The 15207-nt window shown below is 59.3% G+C and carries 15 protein-coding genes; 9 read left to right on the forward strand and 6 right to left on the reverse strand.

Annotation, left to right across the window (positions count from 1 at the left end; genetic code table 11):
• Positions 1 to 144 precede the first annotated feature (144 nt).
• Positions 145 to 1731, reverse strand: a complete 1587-nt coding sequence (locus OQK_RS24225) for an ABC-F family ATPase (RefSeq protein ID WP_016774693.1) — start codon at positions 1729 to 1731, stop codon at positions 145 to 147.
• 376 nt (positions 1732 to 2107) lie between these two features.
• Here OQK_RS24225 and OQK_RS24230 point away from each other — a divergent pair, with 376 nt between their 5' ends.
• The 4 genes from OQK_RS24230 (at position 2108) to OQK_RS24245 (ending at position 6716) form a co-directional block, all read left to right on the forward strand.
• Complete coding sequence (locus OQK_RS24230; RefSeq protein ID WP_038861680.1) at positions 2108 to 3334, forward strand: zinc-dependent alcohol dehydrogenase; 1227 nt, start codon at positions 2108 to 2110, stop codon at positions 3332 to 3334.
• Between the two features lie 15 nt (positions 3335 to 3349).
• The gene (locus OQK_RS24235) at positions 3350 to 4279 is read left to right on the forward strand and encodes a ZIP family metal transporter (RefSeq protein ID WP_016774695.1); all 930 of its coding nucleotides are present in this window, start codon (positions 3350 to 3352) and stop codon (positions 4277 to 4279) included.
• Positions 4280 to 4437: 158 nt separating this feature from the next.
• Positions 4438 to 5757, forward strand: coding sequence for an iron-containing redox enzyme family protein (locus tag OQK_RS24240; RefSeq protein ID WP_016774696.1), 1320 nt, complete (start codon positions 4438 to 4440; stop codon positions 5755 to 5757).
• A gap of 14 nt (positions 5758 to 5771) precedes the next feature.
• The gene (locus tag OQK_RS24245) at positions 5772 to 6716 is read left to right on the forward strand and encodes a methyltransferase (RefSeq protein WP_016774697.1); all 945 of its coding nucleotides are present in this window, start codon (positions 5772 to 5774) and stop codon (positions 6714 to 6716) included.
• Positions 6717 to 6749: 33 nt separating this feature from the next.
• Here OQK_RS24245 and OQK_RS24250 read toward each other — a convergent pair whose 3' ends face one another.
• Positions 6750 to 7184: a hypothetical protein gene (locus OQK_RS24250; RefSeq protein ID WP_016774698.1), complete on the reverse strand. Its 435-nt coding sequence runs from the start codon at positions 7182 to 7184 to the stop codon at positions 6750 to 6752.
• A 309-nt stretch (positions 7185 to 7493) separates the two neighbouring features.
• On the opposite strand from OQK_RS24250, the gene lpxO reads away from it, so the two are divergent.
• Positions 7494 to 8393, forward strand: a complete 900-nt coding sequence (gene lpxO, locus OQK_RS24255) for a lipid A hydroxylase LpxO (protein ID WP_016774699.1) — start codon at positions 7494 to 7496, stop codon at positions 8391 to 8393.
• 131 nt (positions 8394 to 8524) lie between these two features.
• On the opposite strand, the gene ku is transcribed toward lpxO, so the two are convergent.
• Positions 8525 to 9391 (reverse strand): non-homologous end joining protein Ku, encoded by an 867-nt coding sequence (ku, locus tag OQK_RS24260; protein ID WP_016774700.1) that lies wholly within the window; start codon positions 9389 to 9391, stop codon positions 8525 to 8527.
• A 189-nt stretch (positions 9392 to 9580) separates the two neighbouring features.
• Between ku and OQK_RS24265 the strand changes: the two genes are divergently transcribed.
• The 4 genes from OQK_RS24265 to nudC all read left to right on the forward strand — a co-directional run bounded on the left by OQK_RS24265 (position 9581) and on the right by nudC (position 12935).
• Positions 9581 to 9901: a hypothetical protein gene (locus tag OQK_RS24265; protein WP_016774702.1), complete on the forward strand. Its 321-nt coding sequence runs from the start codon at positions 9581 to 9583 to the stop codon at positions 9899 to 9901.
• 52 nt (positions 9902 to 9953) lie between these two features.
• Complete coding sequence (locus OQK_RS24270) at positions 9954 to 11099, forward strand: PQQ-dependent sugar dehydrogenase (RefSeq protein WP_016774703.1); 1146 nt, start codon at positions 9954 to 9956, stop codon at positions 11097 to 11099.
• A 185-nt stretch (positions 11100 to 11284) separates the two neighbouring features.
• Entirely contained in the window at positions 11285 to 12097 is an 813-nt protein-coding gene (locus OQK_RS24275) for a crotonase/enoyl-CoA hydratase family protein (RefSeq protein ID WP_016774704.1), read from the forward strand.
• A 7-nt stretch (positions 12098 to 12104) separates the two neighbouring features.
• Entirely contained in the window at positions 12105 to 12935 is an 831-nt protein-coding gene (nudC, locus tag OQK_RS24280; protein ID WP_016774705.1) for an NAD(+) diphosphatase, read from the forward strand.
• On the opposite strand, the gene OQK_RS24285 is transcribed toward nudC, so the two are convergent.
• The 3 genes from OQK_RS24285 to OQK_RS24295 form a co-directional block, all read right to left on the reverse strand.
• A complete protein-coding gene (locus OQK_RS24285) occupies positions 12903 to 13682 on the reverse strand; it encodes a TSUP family transporter (RefSeq protein ID WP_016774706.1) in 780 nt (259 codons plus the stop codon). The genes nudC and OQK_RS24285 overlap by 33 nt on opposite strands.
• 252 nt (positions 13683 to 13934) lie before the next feature.
• Positions 13935 to 14414 carry a nuclear transport factor 2 family protein gene (locus OQK_RS24290; RefSeq protein ID WP_016774707.1) on the reverse strand — a complete coding sequence of 160 codons (480 nt, stop codon included), beginning with the start codon at positions 14412 to 14414 and terminating at the stop codon, positions 13935 to 13937.
• A gap of 54 nt (positions 14415 to 14468) precedes the next feature.
• The gene (locus OQK_RS24295) at positions 14469 to 15032 is read right to left on the reverse strand and encodes a TetR/AcrR family transcriptional regulator (RefSeq protein ID WP_016774708.1); all 564 of its coding nucleotides are present in this window, start codon (positions 15030 to 15032) and stop codon (positions 14469 to 14471) included.
• Positions 15033 to 15207 lie beyond the last annotated feature (175 nt).

Consider the following 15207-nt stretch of genomic DNA (forward strand, 5'->3'; position numbering starts at 1 on the left):
GAAGCGTGGGAACGATCAATGTGGGAGCGAGCCTGCTCGCGAATATCTGCGCACCCACAATTCCCAAACGCCAAATGCAAAAAGCCCCGTCACATCGACAGGGCTTTCAACTTGCAGCTTGCAGCTAGAAACTCGCAGCTGCTCTTAGAAAACGACGCCCTGGCTACGCAGGTAGTCGTCATAAGTGCCGCTGAAGTCGGTCACGCCGTTCGGGCTCAGCTCGATGATGCGCGTGGCCAGGGACGATACGAACTCACGGTCGTGGCTGACGAAAATCAGCGTGCCCGGATAGTTTTCCAGCGCCAGGTTCAGCGCCTCGATCGATTCCATGTCCAAGTGGTTGGTCGGTTCGTCCATGATCAGCACGTTCGGCTTTTGCAGGATCAGCTTGCCGAACAGCATGCGGCCTTGCTCACCACCGGAGATGACCTTGACCGACTTGAGGATCTCGTCGTTGGAGAACAGCATCCGGCCCAAAGTACCGCGAATCATCTGTTCGCCCTGGGTCCACTGACCCATCCAGTCGAACAGGGTGACGTCGTCTTCGAAGTCGTGAGCGTGGTCCTGAGCGTAGTAACCCAGTTCAGCGGCGTCGGTCCATTTCACACTACCGGCGTCCGGGGTCAGTTCATTGACCAGGGTGCGCAGCAGGGTGGTCTTGCCGATACCGTTCGGGCCGATGATCGCAACGCGCTCGCCGGCTTCAACCTGGAAGCTGAAGTCCTTGAACAGTGGCTTGCCGTCGAAACCCTTGGCCATTTTCTCGACCATGACCGCCTGACGGTGCAGCTTCTTGTTCTGTTCGAAACGAATGAACGGGCTGACCCGGCTGGAAGGCTTGACCTCGGCCAGCTGGATCTTGTCGATCGCCTTGGCGCGGGAGGTGGCCTGCTTGGCTTTCGAGGCGTTGGCCGAGAAGCGGCTGACGAACGATTGCAGCTCGGAAATCTGCGCTTTCTTCTTGGCGTTGTCCGACAGCAGTTGCTCGCGGGACTGGGTCGCCACGGTCATGTACTCGTCGTAGTTGCCCGGGAACAGACGCAGCTCGCCGTAATCCAGGTCAGCCATGTGCGTGCACACGCTGTTCAGGAAGTGACGGTCGTGGGAGATGATGATCATCAGGCTGTTACGCTGGGTCAGGATGTTTTCCAGCCAGCGAATGGTGTTGATGTCCAGGTGGTTGGTCGGTTCGTCGAGCAACAGCACTTCCGGATCGGAGAACAGTGCCTGCGCCAGCAACACGCGCAGCTTCCAGCCTGGCGAGACTTCGCTCATCGGGCCGAAATGCTGTTCCAGCGGAATGCCCAGACCCAGCAACAATTCGCCGGCGCGGGATTCGGCGGTGTAGCCGTCCATCTCGGCGAACTCGGTTTCCAGCTCGGCAACGGCCATGCCGTCTTCTTCGGACATTTCAGCCAGCGAGTAGATGCGATCACGCTCGGCTTTGACCTTCCACAGCTCTTCGTGACCCATGATCACGGTGTCGATCACGGTAAATTCTTCGTAGGCGAACTGATCCTGGCGCAGCTTACCCAGACGCACGTTCGGCTCGAGCATGACCTGGCCACCGGACGGATCGAGATCGCCGCCGAGGATTTTCATGAAGGTCGACTTGCCGCAACCGTTGGCACCGATCAGGCCGTAGCGATTGCCTGCGCCGAATTTGACCGAAACGTTTTCGAACAGCGGCTTGGCGCCAAACTGCATCGTGATGTTAGCTGTGGAGATCAATTACCTTACCTATCAATGGGTTAGAGCTGGTCTGTGGAGCCTGGTACCGGACTTGAATACCAATCTGGAGCTTTTCCAGCTCCCCCCAGTCTGTGCTTGAGTTGAGCCAACGCGCATAAGCCGTCCGCAACTGGGGCCGTTGAAGGCAAGCTGCTGAGCGACGAGTACGGGGTTCTTGTTGGACATTGGCGCGCATTGTCGCATAACTCAGACGGCAGTTATATGGCAGGCAAACGGGCGTACGCATCGGCTCGTCCGAGAAGTCACCGATATCCGCTGATCAAAATCTCGAAAACCCGAATGAACTCACTCGGCCATTTTCACTTCGGAAAGTGGAGCAGTAGCCATTTTCGTTCAAACGAGTGAGGACCAAGCCATGCGAGCAATGACCTATCACGGCGCCCATGACGTGCGCGTCGAAACCGTACCGGACCCGAAACTTGAAGCCGCCGACGACATCATCCTGCGCGTCACCGCTACCGCCATCTGCGGATCGGACCTGCACCTGTACCGCGGCAAAATACCCACCGTCGAGCACGGCGATATCTTTGGCCATGAGTTCATGGGCATCGTCGAAGAAACCGGCCCAGCCGTCACGGCCGTGCAGCGCGGCGACCGTGTGGTGATTCCGTTCGTGATCGCCTGCGGCGATTGCTTCTTCTGTCAGCAAGAGCTTTACGCCGCCTGCGAGACCACCAATGAAGGTCCCGGCGCGGCGCTGAACAAGAAAATGATTCCGCCGCCAGCAGCGCTGTTTGGCTACAGCCGTCTGTATGGCGGAGTTCCCGGTGGCCAGGCGGAACTGGTGCGCGTACCAAAAGCCAATACCGGGCCGTTTAAGGTGCCGGGCACGCTCTCGGACGAGAAAGTGCTGTTTCTCTCCGACATCCTGCCAACTGCCTGGCAAGCGGTGATCAACGCCGGGGTAAAACAGGGTTCGAGTCTGGCCATCTACGGCGCCGGGCCGGTCGGTTTGCTCACCGCAGCCTGCGCGAGAATGCTCGGTGCTGAGCTGATCTTCATGGTTGATCACCATCAGTACCGCCTCGATTATGCCCAGCGCACCTACGGCGTGATTCCGATCAACTTCGATGAAGACGATGACCCGGCCGACACCATTACCGGCCAGACTCCCGGCCATCGCGGCGTCGATGCCGTGGTCGATGCCGTCGGCCTTGAAGCCAAGGGCAGCACCACCGAAACGGTCATGGCTACACTCAAGCTTGAAGGCAGCAGCGGCAAGGCCTTGCGCCAGTGCATCGCCGCTGTACGCCGTGGCGGCGTGGTCAGCGTTCCGGGCGTATATGCCGGGTTCATCCACGGTTTTATGTTCGGCGATGCTTTCGACAAGGGCCTGACCTTCAAAATGGGCCAGACTCATGTGCAGCGCTTTCTGCCGGAACTGCTTGGCTACATCGAAACCGGCAAGTTGCAGCCTGAGGCGATCATCACTCACAGGCTGTCGCTGGAGCAGGCTGCCGAGGGTTACAAGATCTTCAATAAAAAGCAGGAAGAATGCCGCAAGGTGATTCTGACCCCGGGTGGCAGCGATGTTCCGCTGGCGCAGTTGGATGAAACCACGCCGTTCGCACCGGCCACCTGAAACCGAGGAGTTTTCATGGCGCTACCGTCTTCTTCATTCGCAGCTCCCGTACGCGCATGGTTCGTCAGCCTGTCGCGTACGGGCTGGGGAGGGCGCATTTTCTGGCTGACCCTGGTCGGCGTCACCGTGTTGCTGTTGATCAGTGGCTACACCGGTTTGGTCAGTACGGGCCGCGACACCTTGCGCCTCGCCACACTTGGCGGGCTGTCGGGTTTTGCCGCCACGGCAGTCGGTGCGTTATTGGCCCTGGCGTTGCGGGCGATTACTTCGCGAACCCAGGACACCATGCTTGGTTTTGCGGCGGGGATGATGCTGGCAGCCAGTTCCTTTTCATTGATCCTGCCGGGCATTGCGGCGGCGAAGGAGGCGGTGAGCAGTCCCATGCTCGCCGCTGCCGTCGTTGTGGCCGGCATGGCCTTGGGCGTGGCGTTGATGGTCGGCCTCGACCGCTTCGTTCCCCACGAACATGAAAAAAGCGGCCGGCGCGGGCCTGAAGCCAAGCGCTTCAATCGAGTCTGGCTGTTCGTGCTGGCGATCACCCTGCACAACCTGCCGGAAGGCATGGCGATCGGCGTCAGCTTCGCCACCGGCGACATGAAAATCGGCTTGCCGCTGACCACTGCGATCGCCATTCAGGACATTCCAGAAGGACTGGCTGTGGCGTTGGCGCTGCGCGTGACCGGCATTTCCGCAGTGCGTGCAGCGTTGATTGCCGCCGCTTCAGGATTGATGGAGCCGTTGGGCGCGATCATCGGTTTGGGCATCACCAACAGCTTCGCGTTGGGCTTCCCGGTGGCGATGGGCCTGGCCGCCGGCGCGATGATTTTCGTGGTGTCCCACGAGGTCATTCCGGAAACTCACCGCAACGGCCACGAAACACCGGCCACGCTCGGGCTGATGCTCGGCTTCGGCGTGATGATGTTTCTCGACACGGCTTTGGGTTAGCCAACCGGCGCACACCACTGAGCGCATCGCCCCGCACAAAAAAGGAATTTTTTTCAGCGCCAATCACTCTTTCGTTTATAGGCAATGCCAATAACGCAGGGGAATGAGTCATGTCGCTGATCGAAATCCCGACCAGGAAGTCTTCGGGTAAAACATCCATGCCGGCGGATACCGAGCGCCGGCTCTATGACCGATTGCTGGCGGAAGACTCCACGGTTGATCGCGCGGCACTGGACTTTTTGCGCCGGCAATTGAGCAAGGCGGCTGCGCTGCCTGACGATTTGCCGGCTACCGCCGAAGAGTTGTTGCAATGGTCCGAAAGCCGTTGCGCCAGCGTGGCTGCCGAATACGCTGAATACCTTGAACAACGCCAGCAGGGCGGGCCACGCCGCTATTTCCGCAACAAATCCCACGCGTTGTACTTCATTCTGCATGTGGCACCGACCAAAGAGGTCGATGGCGCTTGGCTGGCCGGGCTGTTGCCGCAGTGGCAGGATCCTCGTTTCGATGACTTGCTCGACACCTACCTTGAAGAGTTGGGCGAGGGCGTGCCTCGGCAGAACCATGTGGTGATCTATCGCAAACTGCTCGCCGAGCATGATTGCTCCGATCTGAGCGGTCTTGCTGACGAGTACTTTTTGCAGGGCGCGGTGCAGTTGGCACTGGGGCGCTTCGGCGGGCAGTTTCTGCCGGAAGTCATCGGCTTCAATCTGGGCTACGAACAACTGCCGCTGCACTTGTTGATCACTGCGTATGAGCTGGCAGAGCTGGGCATCGATCCGCATTATTTCCGCTTACATGTGACCATCGACAACGCCAGCACGGGTCATGCACGCAAAGCCGTGCAATCGATGCTCGAGCTGATGCCGCTGGGTGAAGAGCGCGACGAGTTCTATCGGCGCATGGCGATCGGTTATCGCCTGAATGATGTCGGCAAGGGCACCACCGCAGTGATCAAAGAGTTCGATCTGGACCGCGAAGTGATCGCCATGCTTGAGCGCAAAGCGGTGTTCGGTCGGCACATGCATTCCGATTACTGCCGCATCGAAAACCGCACCATCAATCAATGGCTGGCCACGCCGGGGCAAATGGGCGAGTTTCTTTCGGCGCTGGAGCGCAAGAGCTGGATCAAGCGCGGCGAGGCGGTGGAAGAAAGTCGCTTCTGGCGGTTGATCGACGGCAGCGATGCGGCGATGTTCGGTGTGTTCAACGGCTATGAAAAACAGCTGCTGCGCGACTGGATCACTCAGGATTGCCCGGCCTCGCGGCCTCGGCCTTATGTGCGCCGCGAAGCTGCGGTAGAGGAAACCTTTGACGATGATGCCGATCTGCTCAATCTGGAAGCGGCACTGGCCGACAAACCTGCCGCCGAGCAAATGGCGTTGTTGATGCCTTGGCTGCAACCGCAGCGACACTGGCGCCCGGCCGGGCTTTTCGCGACGCGTCGCTTCATCCAACTGCGCGCCCGCTTGCGTTGAAACAAGGAGGCTTCATGTCGGCACAAGAAACATCCGATAGAGCCCTGTTCGAGTTGGGCAAGCGCCTGCTCGACAGTGGTTATCACTTCATTACTCCAACGCCATTGACTCACGAACGATTTCTGCAGCGCTTTGCCACGCCTTTGGCCAAGGATCTGCGCGATGTGTTTGGTTGGTCGATGCCGTTTCCTTCAGAGCTATTTCGCGCAGAGGAACTGGCCACGCTGGAGCAGGCCGGCGTAGTCGAACGCGATGGCGCCGTGTGGCGCAGCCATGTGCGCTGGTCGACCCTGAATGACCGGTTGTTCGCCCATTCGGCGTTCCCGACGACGGCGAGTGATGCGGTGTTCTTCGGCCCCGACACTTATCGCTTCGCCCAGGCCATCGAAGCGCAATTGCAACAACGCTTTTCGCCGATCAGACGCGCGGTGGACATCGGCTGCGGAAGCGGCGCCGGCGCGGTGGTCATGGCCAAGGCACGTCCTGATGCCGACGTGCTGGCGGTCGACATCAATCCGCGGGCGCTGCGCATGAGTGCGGTCAACGCCGAGCTGGCGGGCGCAAACAATGTGTCGGTGTATCACAGCGATCTGCTCGCCAGTGTCGAAGGGCAGTTCGATCTGATCATCGCCAATCCGCCGTACATGAACGACGAACAACAGCGCGCCTATCGCCACGGCGGCGGGGCGCTGGGTGAGGGTTTGTCGGTGCGGATCGTCCGTGAGGCGTTGCCGCGTCTGGAAGTCGGCGGCACGTTGCTGGTGTACACCGGCGTGGCGATCGTCGCCGGGCAGGATCCGTTCCGCGAGGCCGTGGCACCTCTGCTCAAGGGCGAACGTTTCGGCTGGACTTATCGCGAACTCGATCCGGATGTGTTCAGTGAGGAACTGCTCAAGCCGGAATACGAGCGCGCCGAGCGAATCGCCGTGGTCGCACTGACGGTAACCCGCGAGCAGTGACCGATAGTTGGGCCACTGCTCGCGCGGTGGCCTTCAGCGATTTCTGATGCGCGAGATCGTCAGCAGGCAAACCCCTACCAGCATCGCAGCCCCGGCCACCAGAAACGGTGAAGGGCGAATTGGCTGCCGCGAGATACGCTCGATGCGCCCGGCGACGGAAGCGCGCACTGGCGCAGCAGGTTCCGCCAGATAAGGCGCTTCTTCGATCTCCAGCCGTAAGCCGTCCGGCATTACAAGCGTCAGCCCTTCTATCGTGCCGGCAATTCTGCCCGGATAAACCGGCTCACCGGTCGGGTCGAGCTGGTCGTAGAAGAATATTTGCCCTTCAAGCCAGCCGATGGCGGTCTGCAACTCAGGTCCCAGGTAATACTTTCCATCGAGAAAAAAGCCAGAGAATTGCGGCGCGCGCTCGACGCTTTCAATTCGATAGCGCTGACCTGGTTTCATACCGGTTTCTGGGGCGATCATGGGGGTTCCTCCGTTATTGGTAAGCGATAGAGGAGCGCGTGCCAAGCGTGGTTCCATCGAAATGAGCAACGGGCGTTTGTATAGGTTCAAGTGGGCTAGAGCTTCACACGCAAACGCGCAAGACAGTTTTTCACAGTTGAGGGTTCACTATCGGTTACGAACTGTGGCTAAAATGCCACCCTTTCACCGAGCGCCCGGAAACGGCGCGGGCCAAGGACGCGCCCTGTGCATCAAGACCGCTGCATAAGACGCTGGGCCTCAGGTCGCCACGCGCGCAGTTTGTTCACTTTTGACGTGTGACCCTTTTCCGTGAAACTCATCATTGCCGCTGTTTATGTCATCTCCATTGCTTACGTTCACTTGCGTGGACGCGTGCGCCACAAACTTGGGCGGCAATTGAGTGACCACTCGACGTTCCTCGCGCCGATCAACTGCTTCCTCTATCTGTTTTCCAGGATGCCGAACAAGCCGTATCTGAACCCGGCAGACTTTCCCGATCTGAGCCCGTTGCAGGTGCACTGGGAAGAGATTCGCGAGGAAGGCCAGAATCTGCTGCGTGCCGGCGAGATCAAGCGCTCGAATCAGTATGACGATGTCGGCTTCAATTCTTTCTTCAAGACCGGCTGGAAGCGCTTCTACCTCAAGTGGTACGGCGACAGCCATCCATCGGCGATAAAGCTGTGCCCACGCACCACCGAACTGGTGCAGAGCATCGGCTCGATCAAAGCGGCGATGTTTGCCGAGCTGCCACCGGGCTCGAAACTGGTGCGCCACCGCGATCCGTACGCGGGTTCCTACCGTTATCACCTGGGCCTGGATACGCCGAATGATCCGGGCTGCTACATCAACGTCGACGGTGAGAACTATCACTGGCGCGATGGCGAAGCGGTGATGTTCGACGAGACGTTTATTCATTACGCCGAAAACACCACGGACCAGAATCGCATCATTCTGTTCTGTGACATTGAGCGGCCGCTGAAATACCGCTGGGCCGCCGCGTTCAACCGCTGGTTCAGCCGCACCGTGATGTCAGCGGCAGGCGCGCCGAATGATGCGGGGGACAAGACTGGTGGCATCAACCGCTTGTTTACCAAAATCTACAAGATTCGTTTGCGCGGCAAAGAGCTGAAGAAGCGCAACCGTACGCGGTATTACCTGGAGAAATGGGCGATTTTTGCCGCGTTGCTGGCGGTCTTTGTTCTGATCTGAAGATTTCCGGAGTCAGTACCGCCTCTTCGCGAGCAAGCTCGCTCCCACAATTTGGAATGCGTACCCCTGTGGGAGCGAGCCTGCTCGCGAAGGCGGTTTCACTTCCAACATACCTCTAGCTGGCCCAACGCTTACTCCCCAGACGCCTTCCGAGCCTTCTTCGCCGGCGCCGCCTTACTGGTTGATTTGGCCTTGGGCTTGGCCGGTGCCTTGCCACCGAGGCTGCGTTTAAGCAGTTCGGTCAAGTCGATAACATCGGCAGTCTTGCGTTCTTCCTCGCCAGTGGCGGTCTCGACGTCCTCGATCTTGCCTTCGTGGGCTTTCTTCTCGACCAGCGCCATGATCTTGTCTTCGAACTCGTCCTTGTAGTCCTCAGGCGACCACTCCGAGGTCATGTCTTCAACCAGACGTTTGGCCATGTCCAGCTCGCCCTTGGCCAGTTGCGGCTTGGTCACTTCGCTGCCCAGCGCCAGTTCATCAAGGCTGCGCACTTCCTGCGGCCAGCGCAGTTTCACCAGAACCAGCGCCGACTCCAGCGGCATCAACGCGGCCAAGTATTGACGGGTATGCAGGACAACGCGGGCGAGGGCGACCTTGTTAGTTTTGCTCAGTGTTTCGCGCAGCAACGCGTAGACCTTGCCGCCGCGCTTGTCTGGCGCCAAATAGTAGGGCGTATCGATGTTCTGCAGCGGAATCTGCTCGGCGTCGACGAAAGAGAAAATGTCGATGGTCTGCGTGGAAACCGGGTGCGCCGAGCGGATTTCTTCCTCGCTGAGCACCACATATCGGCCCTTTTCGTAGGCCACGCCTTTGACGATGTTCTCTTTGGTGACTTCCTTGCCGGTGACCTTGTTGATGCGTTTATAGCCCACCGGGTCCATGCTGCGGCTGTCGAGCCAATCGAAGTCCACGCCTTGGGACGACGTCGCTGAAACCAGCGCCACGGGGATGTGTACCAGTCCAAAACTGATTGCGCCTTTCCAGATTGCCCGAGCCATGACCTGTCCTCCGAGTGATGATCAGGTGACCCGTGGCGCGGTGAGAAAGTTTCCAGTGATTGCGCGGCGTCCAGCGGTACGGTCAAGCCGTGTTACATGTTGTTTAAGGCGCGAGGGTTAACAAATCCGAACCCACGGCGTAGCGTGGGCTCCAAGGCTCTAGTCCACGCACATCGAGAGGTATTTCCCATGAACCGGTTTCTGCTTGGTATCGCCGTCCTTGCCCTCAGTGGTGGCCTGGTTCATGCCGATGTCGTGCTGGCGCAAAGCCCTACCGGCAACAGCAACAATCCCTACAACAGCCCGATCCGCCGGGCCAATCCCAACAGCATGCAGGGCACCCAGCCCAGCGCTCCGCCCCTTCGCGGGCCGAACACCGTTCCCGTGCCACGTCAGCCGACCGTTGAAAATCGCGGCATCGGCAATGGCCAGCCAATTCGCTCGGTACCGAGCAATCCGCCAACCTTCATTCCCAACCCGCCCCCACGGGGCACCGGCAGCAACCGTTGAACGGCAGGACTGATGTTCTGTCAGCCTTTCACACGAACAAAAGGAATCGTGCATGTTGCGTAAAACCCTACTAGCCACCTGCTGCGCCGCCGCGCTGATCAGTGCCCCGGCATTCGCCGCCGCGCCCAAGGAGCTGAAAAGCGAACAGGGCATTCTTGAAGTCACCACCATTGCCCAAGGCCTGGAACATCCGTGGGCGCTGGCATTTCTGCCTGATCAGAAGGGCATGCTGGTGACTGAACGCCCGGGTCATCTGCGCGTCGTCAGCAAGGACGGCAAACTGTCGGAGCCGATCAGTGGCGTGCCGCAAGTCTGGGCCAAAGGGCAGGGCGGTTTGCTTGATGTGGCGCTGTCGCCGGACTTCAAGCAGGACCGCATGGTCTACCTGTCGTACGCAGAAGGCGGCGGTGAGGGCGGCAAGGCTGGTACGGCGGTAGGGCGCGGACGGCTTTCCGATGACCTGAAGACGTTGAAGGACTTCAACGTGATCTTCCGTCAGGAACCGAAACTCTCAGTGAGCAACCACTTCGGTTCGCGGCTGGTGTTCGACCGCGACGGGTATCTGTTCATCACCCTCGGTGAAAACAACGATCGGCCGACTGCGCAGGATCTCGACAAGTTGCAAGGCAAAGTCGTACGCATCTTCCCGGACGGCAAAGTGCCGGACGATAACCCTTTCGTCGGCCAATCCGGTGTCAGGCCTGAAATCTGGTCCTATGGCCTGCGCAACCCGCAGGGCGCGGCGCTCAATCCGTGGACCGGCACGCTGTGGGAGAACGAACACGGGCCACGTGGGGGCGATGAAGTGAACATCATCGAGCGCGGCAAAAACTACGGCTGGCCGTTGGCGACCCATGGCATCAATTACTCGATGCAGCCGATTCCAGAGGCCAAGGGCAAAACTGCTGAAGGCACCGTGGCGCCGCATCATGTCTGGGAAAAATCCCCCGGGGTTACGGGCATGGCGTTCTACGACGCGGATCGTTTCACGCCGTGGCAGCACAACGCGTTTATCGGTGCACTGGTGACCCAGGAACTGATTCGCCTGCAGTTCGATGGCGATAAAGTCGTGCATGAGGAGCGTTTGCTGGGTGAGTTGAATCAGCGTATCCGTGACGTGCGCCAAGGGCCGGATGGCTATCTTTATGTGCTGACGGATGAAGAAAATGGCTCGCTTTACAGGCTGGGGCTGAAATAAGCCAATCGATCGTTCCCACGCTCTGCGTGGGAATGCAGCCCGGGACGCTGCGCGTCCCAAAAGATCGCAGCCTTCGGCAGCTCCCCAATGAGCCGCGCCCGTAGTCCCGCATTTGGCCGAACCGCCGCCCCATTGCCTTGTTATAGTTCGGGGCTTATTTCCCAGCCCGGTAAAGGATCACTGCCATGACTCAATACTCCGCCTTCAGCGTCGAACTGGCCGACAACATCGCCCATGTGCAGATCAATCGCCCGGAAAAGATCAACGCAATGAACGCGGCGTTCTGGAGCGAGATTGTCGAAATCTTCCAGAGGATCGACGATACCGACGAAGTCCGCGTGGTGGTCCTCAGTGGTAACGGCAAGCATTTTTCCTCCGGCATTGACCTGATGATGCTTGCCGGTGTCGCCAATGAACTGGGCAAGGACGTGGGCCGCAATGCGCGCCTGTTGCGGCGCAAGATCCTTAATCTGCAAGCCTCGTTCAACGCCGTCGACAACTGCCGCAAACCGGTACTCGCTGCGATTCAGGGCTATTGCCTGGGCGGGGCGATCGATCTGATCTCGGCTTGTGACATGCGTTATGCCGCCGAGGACGCGCAATTCTCCATCAAGGAAATTGACATCGGCATGGCCGCTGACGTCGGTACGCTGCAACGGTTGCCGCGAATCATCGGAGACGGCATGCTGCGTGAACTGGCTTACACCGGTCGCACTTTTGGCGCCGAGGAAGCACGCAGCATGGGCCTGGTCAATCGCGTCTACAGCGACAAGGACACGCTGCTCGAAGGCGTGTTCGGCATTGCCCGCGACATCGCGGCGAAGTCGCCGATTGCCGTGACCGGCACCAAGGAAATGATCAGCTACATGCGCGACCACCGAATCGACGATGGTCTCGAATACGTTGCCACCTGGAACGCCGCCATGCTGCAATCTAACGATCTGCGCGTGGCCATGGCCGCCCACATGAGCAAACAGAAACCCGAATTTCTGGATTGAGTTAACCATGACCTCTCGCTGGACCACTGCAGTACTCGACACCGATCAACCCGGCGGCTGGGCCGTAGCGCGCAGCCCGGAAGGCTTTCTGTTCGATGACAATGGCGCACTGTTCCCGCGCGAATGGCTCAAGCGCCAGGACCTTTCAGTCCTCGCCGAGCATGGGATTGGTCATCTGGATGGCGAACCGGTCTATCTGCTTGAGTTGCGCAGCGTCAGCGATGTGCCCGGTTGCGGCTGGAAAGGCTTGCGGGCGTTCATGCTCGAAGGCGATCACACGCTGTACAAAGTGCTCGGTTACGCCGCACAGATCGGCACTTGGGCACGAGAGCATCGCTTCTGCGGCAACTGTGGCCAGCCGATGACGCAAGTACCGCGTGAACGAGCGATGTATTGCCAGCCGTGCGAGCTGCGCAGTTATCCGCGCATTTCACCGAGCATGATCGTGCTGATCACCCGTGGCGACGAAATCCTTCTGGCACGCTCGCCGCGTTTCGTCACCGGGGTTTATAGCACGCTGGCCGGCTTCGCCGAGCCGGGGGAATCGGCCGAGGATTGCCTGATTCGCGAAGTTCGCGAGGAAGTGCAGATTGAAGTGAAGAACATCCAGTACATCGGCAGCCAGTGCTGGCCGTTCCCGCACTCGATGATGCTCGGCTTCCATGCCGAATATGCCGGTGGCGAGATTGTCTGTCAGGAAGACGAGATAGAGGACGCTCAGTGGTTCAACGTGCATGACCTGCCGCCGTTGCCGGCATCGCGCTCGATTGCCCGTTACCTGATCGACGTCTATGTGGCGCGGCGCTTAGGCCACGCTGAACCAGTGTTGCCAGGCTAAGCGCACAGTCAGCCCGAGCACGACGGTGATGAACACCGGACGAATGAATTTGGCGCCGCCGCTGATCGCGGTGCGCGCGCCAAAGAACGCTCCGACCATCACCGACAGGCCCATGCACAAGCCAATGATCCAGTCGACCTGACCGGAGAAGATGAACACCGACAGCGCCGCGATGTTGCTGACAAAGTTCATGCTGCGCGCCACGCCGCTGGCCTTGACCAGATCGATCGGGTACAGCAGCAGACTGCTCACGGTCCAGAATGCGCCCGTGCCGGGGCCGGCCACGCCATCGTAGAAACCGAGGCTGAAGCCTTGGGTCGATTGCCATTTCTTTTTGATCGGCGCGTCGCTGTCCAGCGGCGCTTTCGGCGTGCCACCAAACAGCAAATACAGGCCGCAGGCGAAAACGATCACCGGCAGCATCTTGTTCAGCCACTCGGCCGGCAGGTAATGCGCAACCACCGCGCCAGTCAGCGCGCCGACCAGAGTGCCGACAATCGCGTGGGTCCACTGGCGTGGGTGAAACAGTTTGCGCTTGTAGAAGGTGAAGCTGGCGGTCGCCGAACCGAAGGTCGAGCTCAGCTTGTTGGTGCCCAGCACCAGATGCGGCGGCAGGCCCGCCGTCAGCAGCGCTGGCGTGGTCAACAGACCGCCACCGCCAGCGATGGCATCGATGAAACCGGCAAGGAAAGCAACAGCAGCCAGAATGGCCAGGGTGGTGAGGTCAACGCTGAGTTCGAAAGGCATGGAGTCGGCTTATTCGGCAAGGCGCAGAACGTGGGCTGCGGGGAGGGCGGTTATGTTACCTGTATCGAAGTGTTGCGGCGAGCCAGAGCATGCCGTCGTAAATTACAGTCTGGAATACATTCCTGTGTAGGAGCTGCCGAAGGCTGCGATCTTCCGGGGCGCGGAGCGCCCCCGCTGCTGCGCGTGGGAACGATCAAATCAAGATCAAAAGATCGCAGCCTTCGGCAGCTCCTACACAGGGGTGGGTTGGCTTTAGAGACCGAGTTCACTCAGCCCCGGATGATCATCCGGCCGGCGGCCCAGCGGCCAGTGGAATTTGCGCTCGCTTTCCTTGATCGGCATGTCGTTGATACAGGCATAGCGCTGGAACATCAGGCCGTTGTCATCGAACTCCCAGTTCTCGTTGCCGTACGAGCGGAACCAGTTGCCGGAATCGTCGTGCCATTCATAGGCGTAACGCACGGCGATGCGCGTATCGGAGTAGGCCCAGAGTTCTTTGATCAAGCGATAATCCAGTTCCTTGGCCCATTTGCGCGTCAGAAACGCCTTGGCCTCTTCGCGGTTGTTGGCGAACTCGGCGCGATTGCGCCACTTGGTATCGAGGGTGTAAGCGAGCGACACCTTCTCCGGATCACGGCTGTTCCAGCCATCCTCGGCCAGACGCACCTTCTCGATCGCTGACGCATGGTTGAATGGCGGCAATGGCGGACGTACCTGGGCTGCAGTCGACATGTTCAATCTCCTGATTCATTTAATGTATGAACAACAAGTCCGGCTTATTAAGAGTTACAGGCCCAATAACTTTCGCGCCATGCATTGCGCATTATCGGCGGCACTGTGATCACCCATCACAAGCGCTACGGTAATGGCGCCTTCAATCAGGATCAGCAACTGTCTGGCCAGCAGTTGCGGATCCTCGGCGCCATATTCGGTACACAGCTCGCACACGTAGTCGAGCAGCTTCTGTTTGTGTTCTTTGGCCACCAGCCGCACCGGATCCTGCGGATCGCCGGTTTCGCCGCTGGTGTTGATAAAGGCGCAGCCGCGAAAGCCTTCCGAGTCGAACCAGCCCTTGAGCACGGTAAACAGGTTGAGCAGGCGATCAACCGGGGTTTCGGCCTGCTCGACAGCATGTGTGAACCAGCGCATCCAGCGAACATCGCGTCGCTGAAGCGCTGCGACAACCAGTGCGTCCTTGTCGGCAAAGTAACGGTAAATGCTTTTTCTGGAGACGCCGGCGGTCTTCACCAGAAGATCCATGCTGGTGGCAGCGATGCCACTTTTGTAGATCAACTTTTCGGTGACATCCAGAATGATGTCGCGTGTGTCATTGCTGATTGATTCGTTCATGTGGCTAACAGTAGAACGAGCGTTCTCCTTGGTCAAGCGATTTTCTTCGGCGTGTGTGAAAACGCTTTCGCGAGCAGGCTCGCTCCCACAGGGAAATGCATTTCAACGGTGGGAGCGAGCCTGCTCGCGAAGGGGCCATTACGGACACTGACAAGACCCGGCGCAGACGATGGTG

This window comes from Pseudomonas sp. R62 (assembly GCF_000257605.1).
Taxonomy (GTDB): Bacteria; Pseudomonadota; Gammaproteobacteria; order Pseudomonadales; family Pseudomonadaceae; genus Aquipseudomonas; species Aquipseudomonas atacamensis.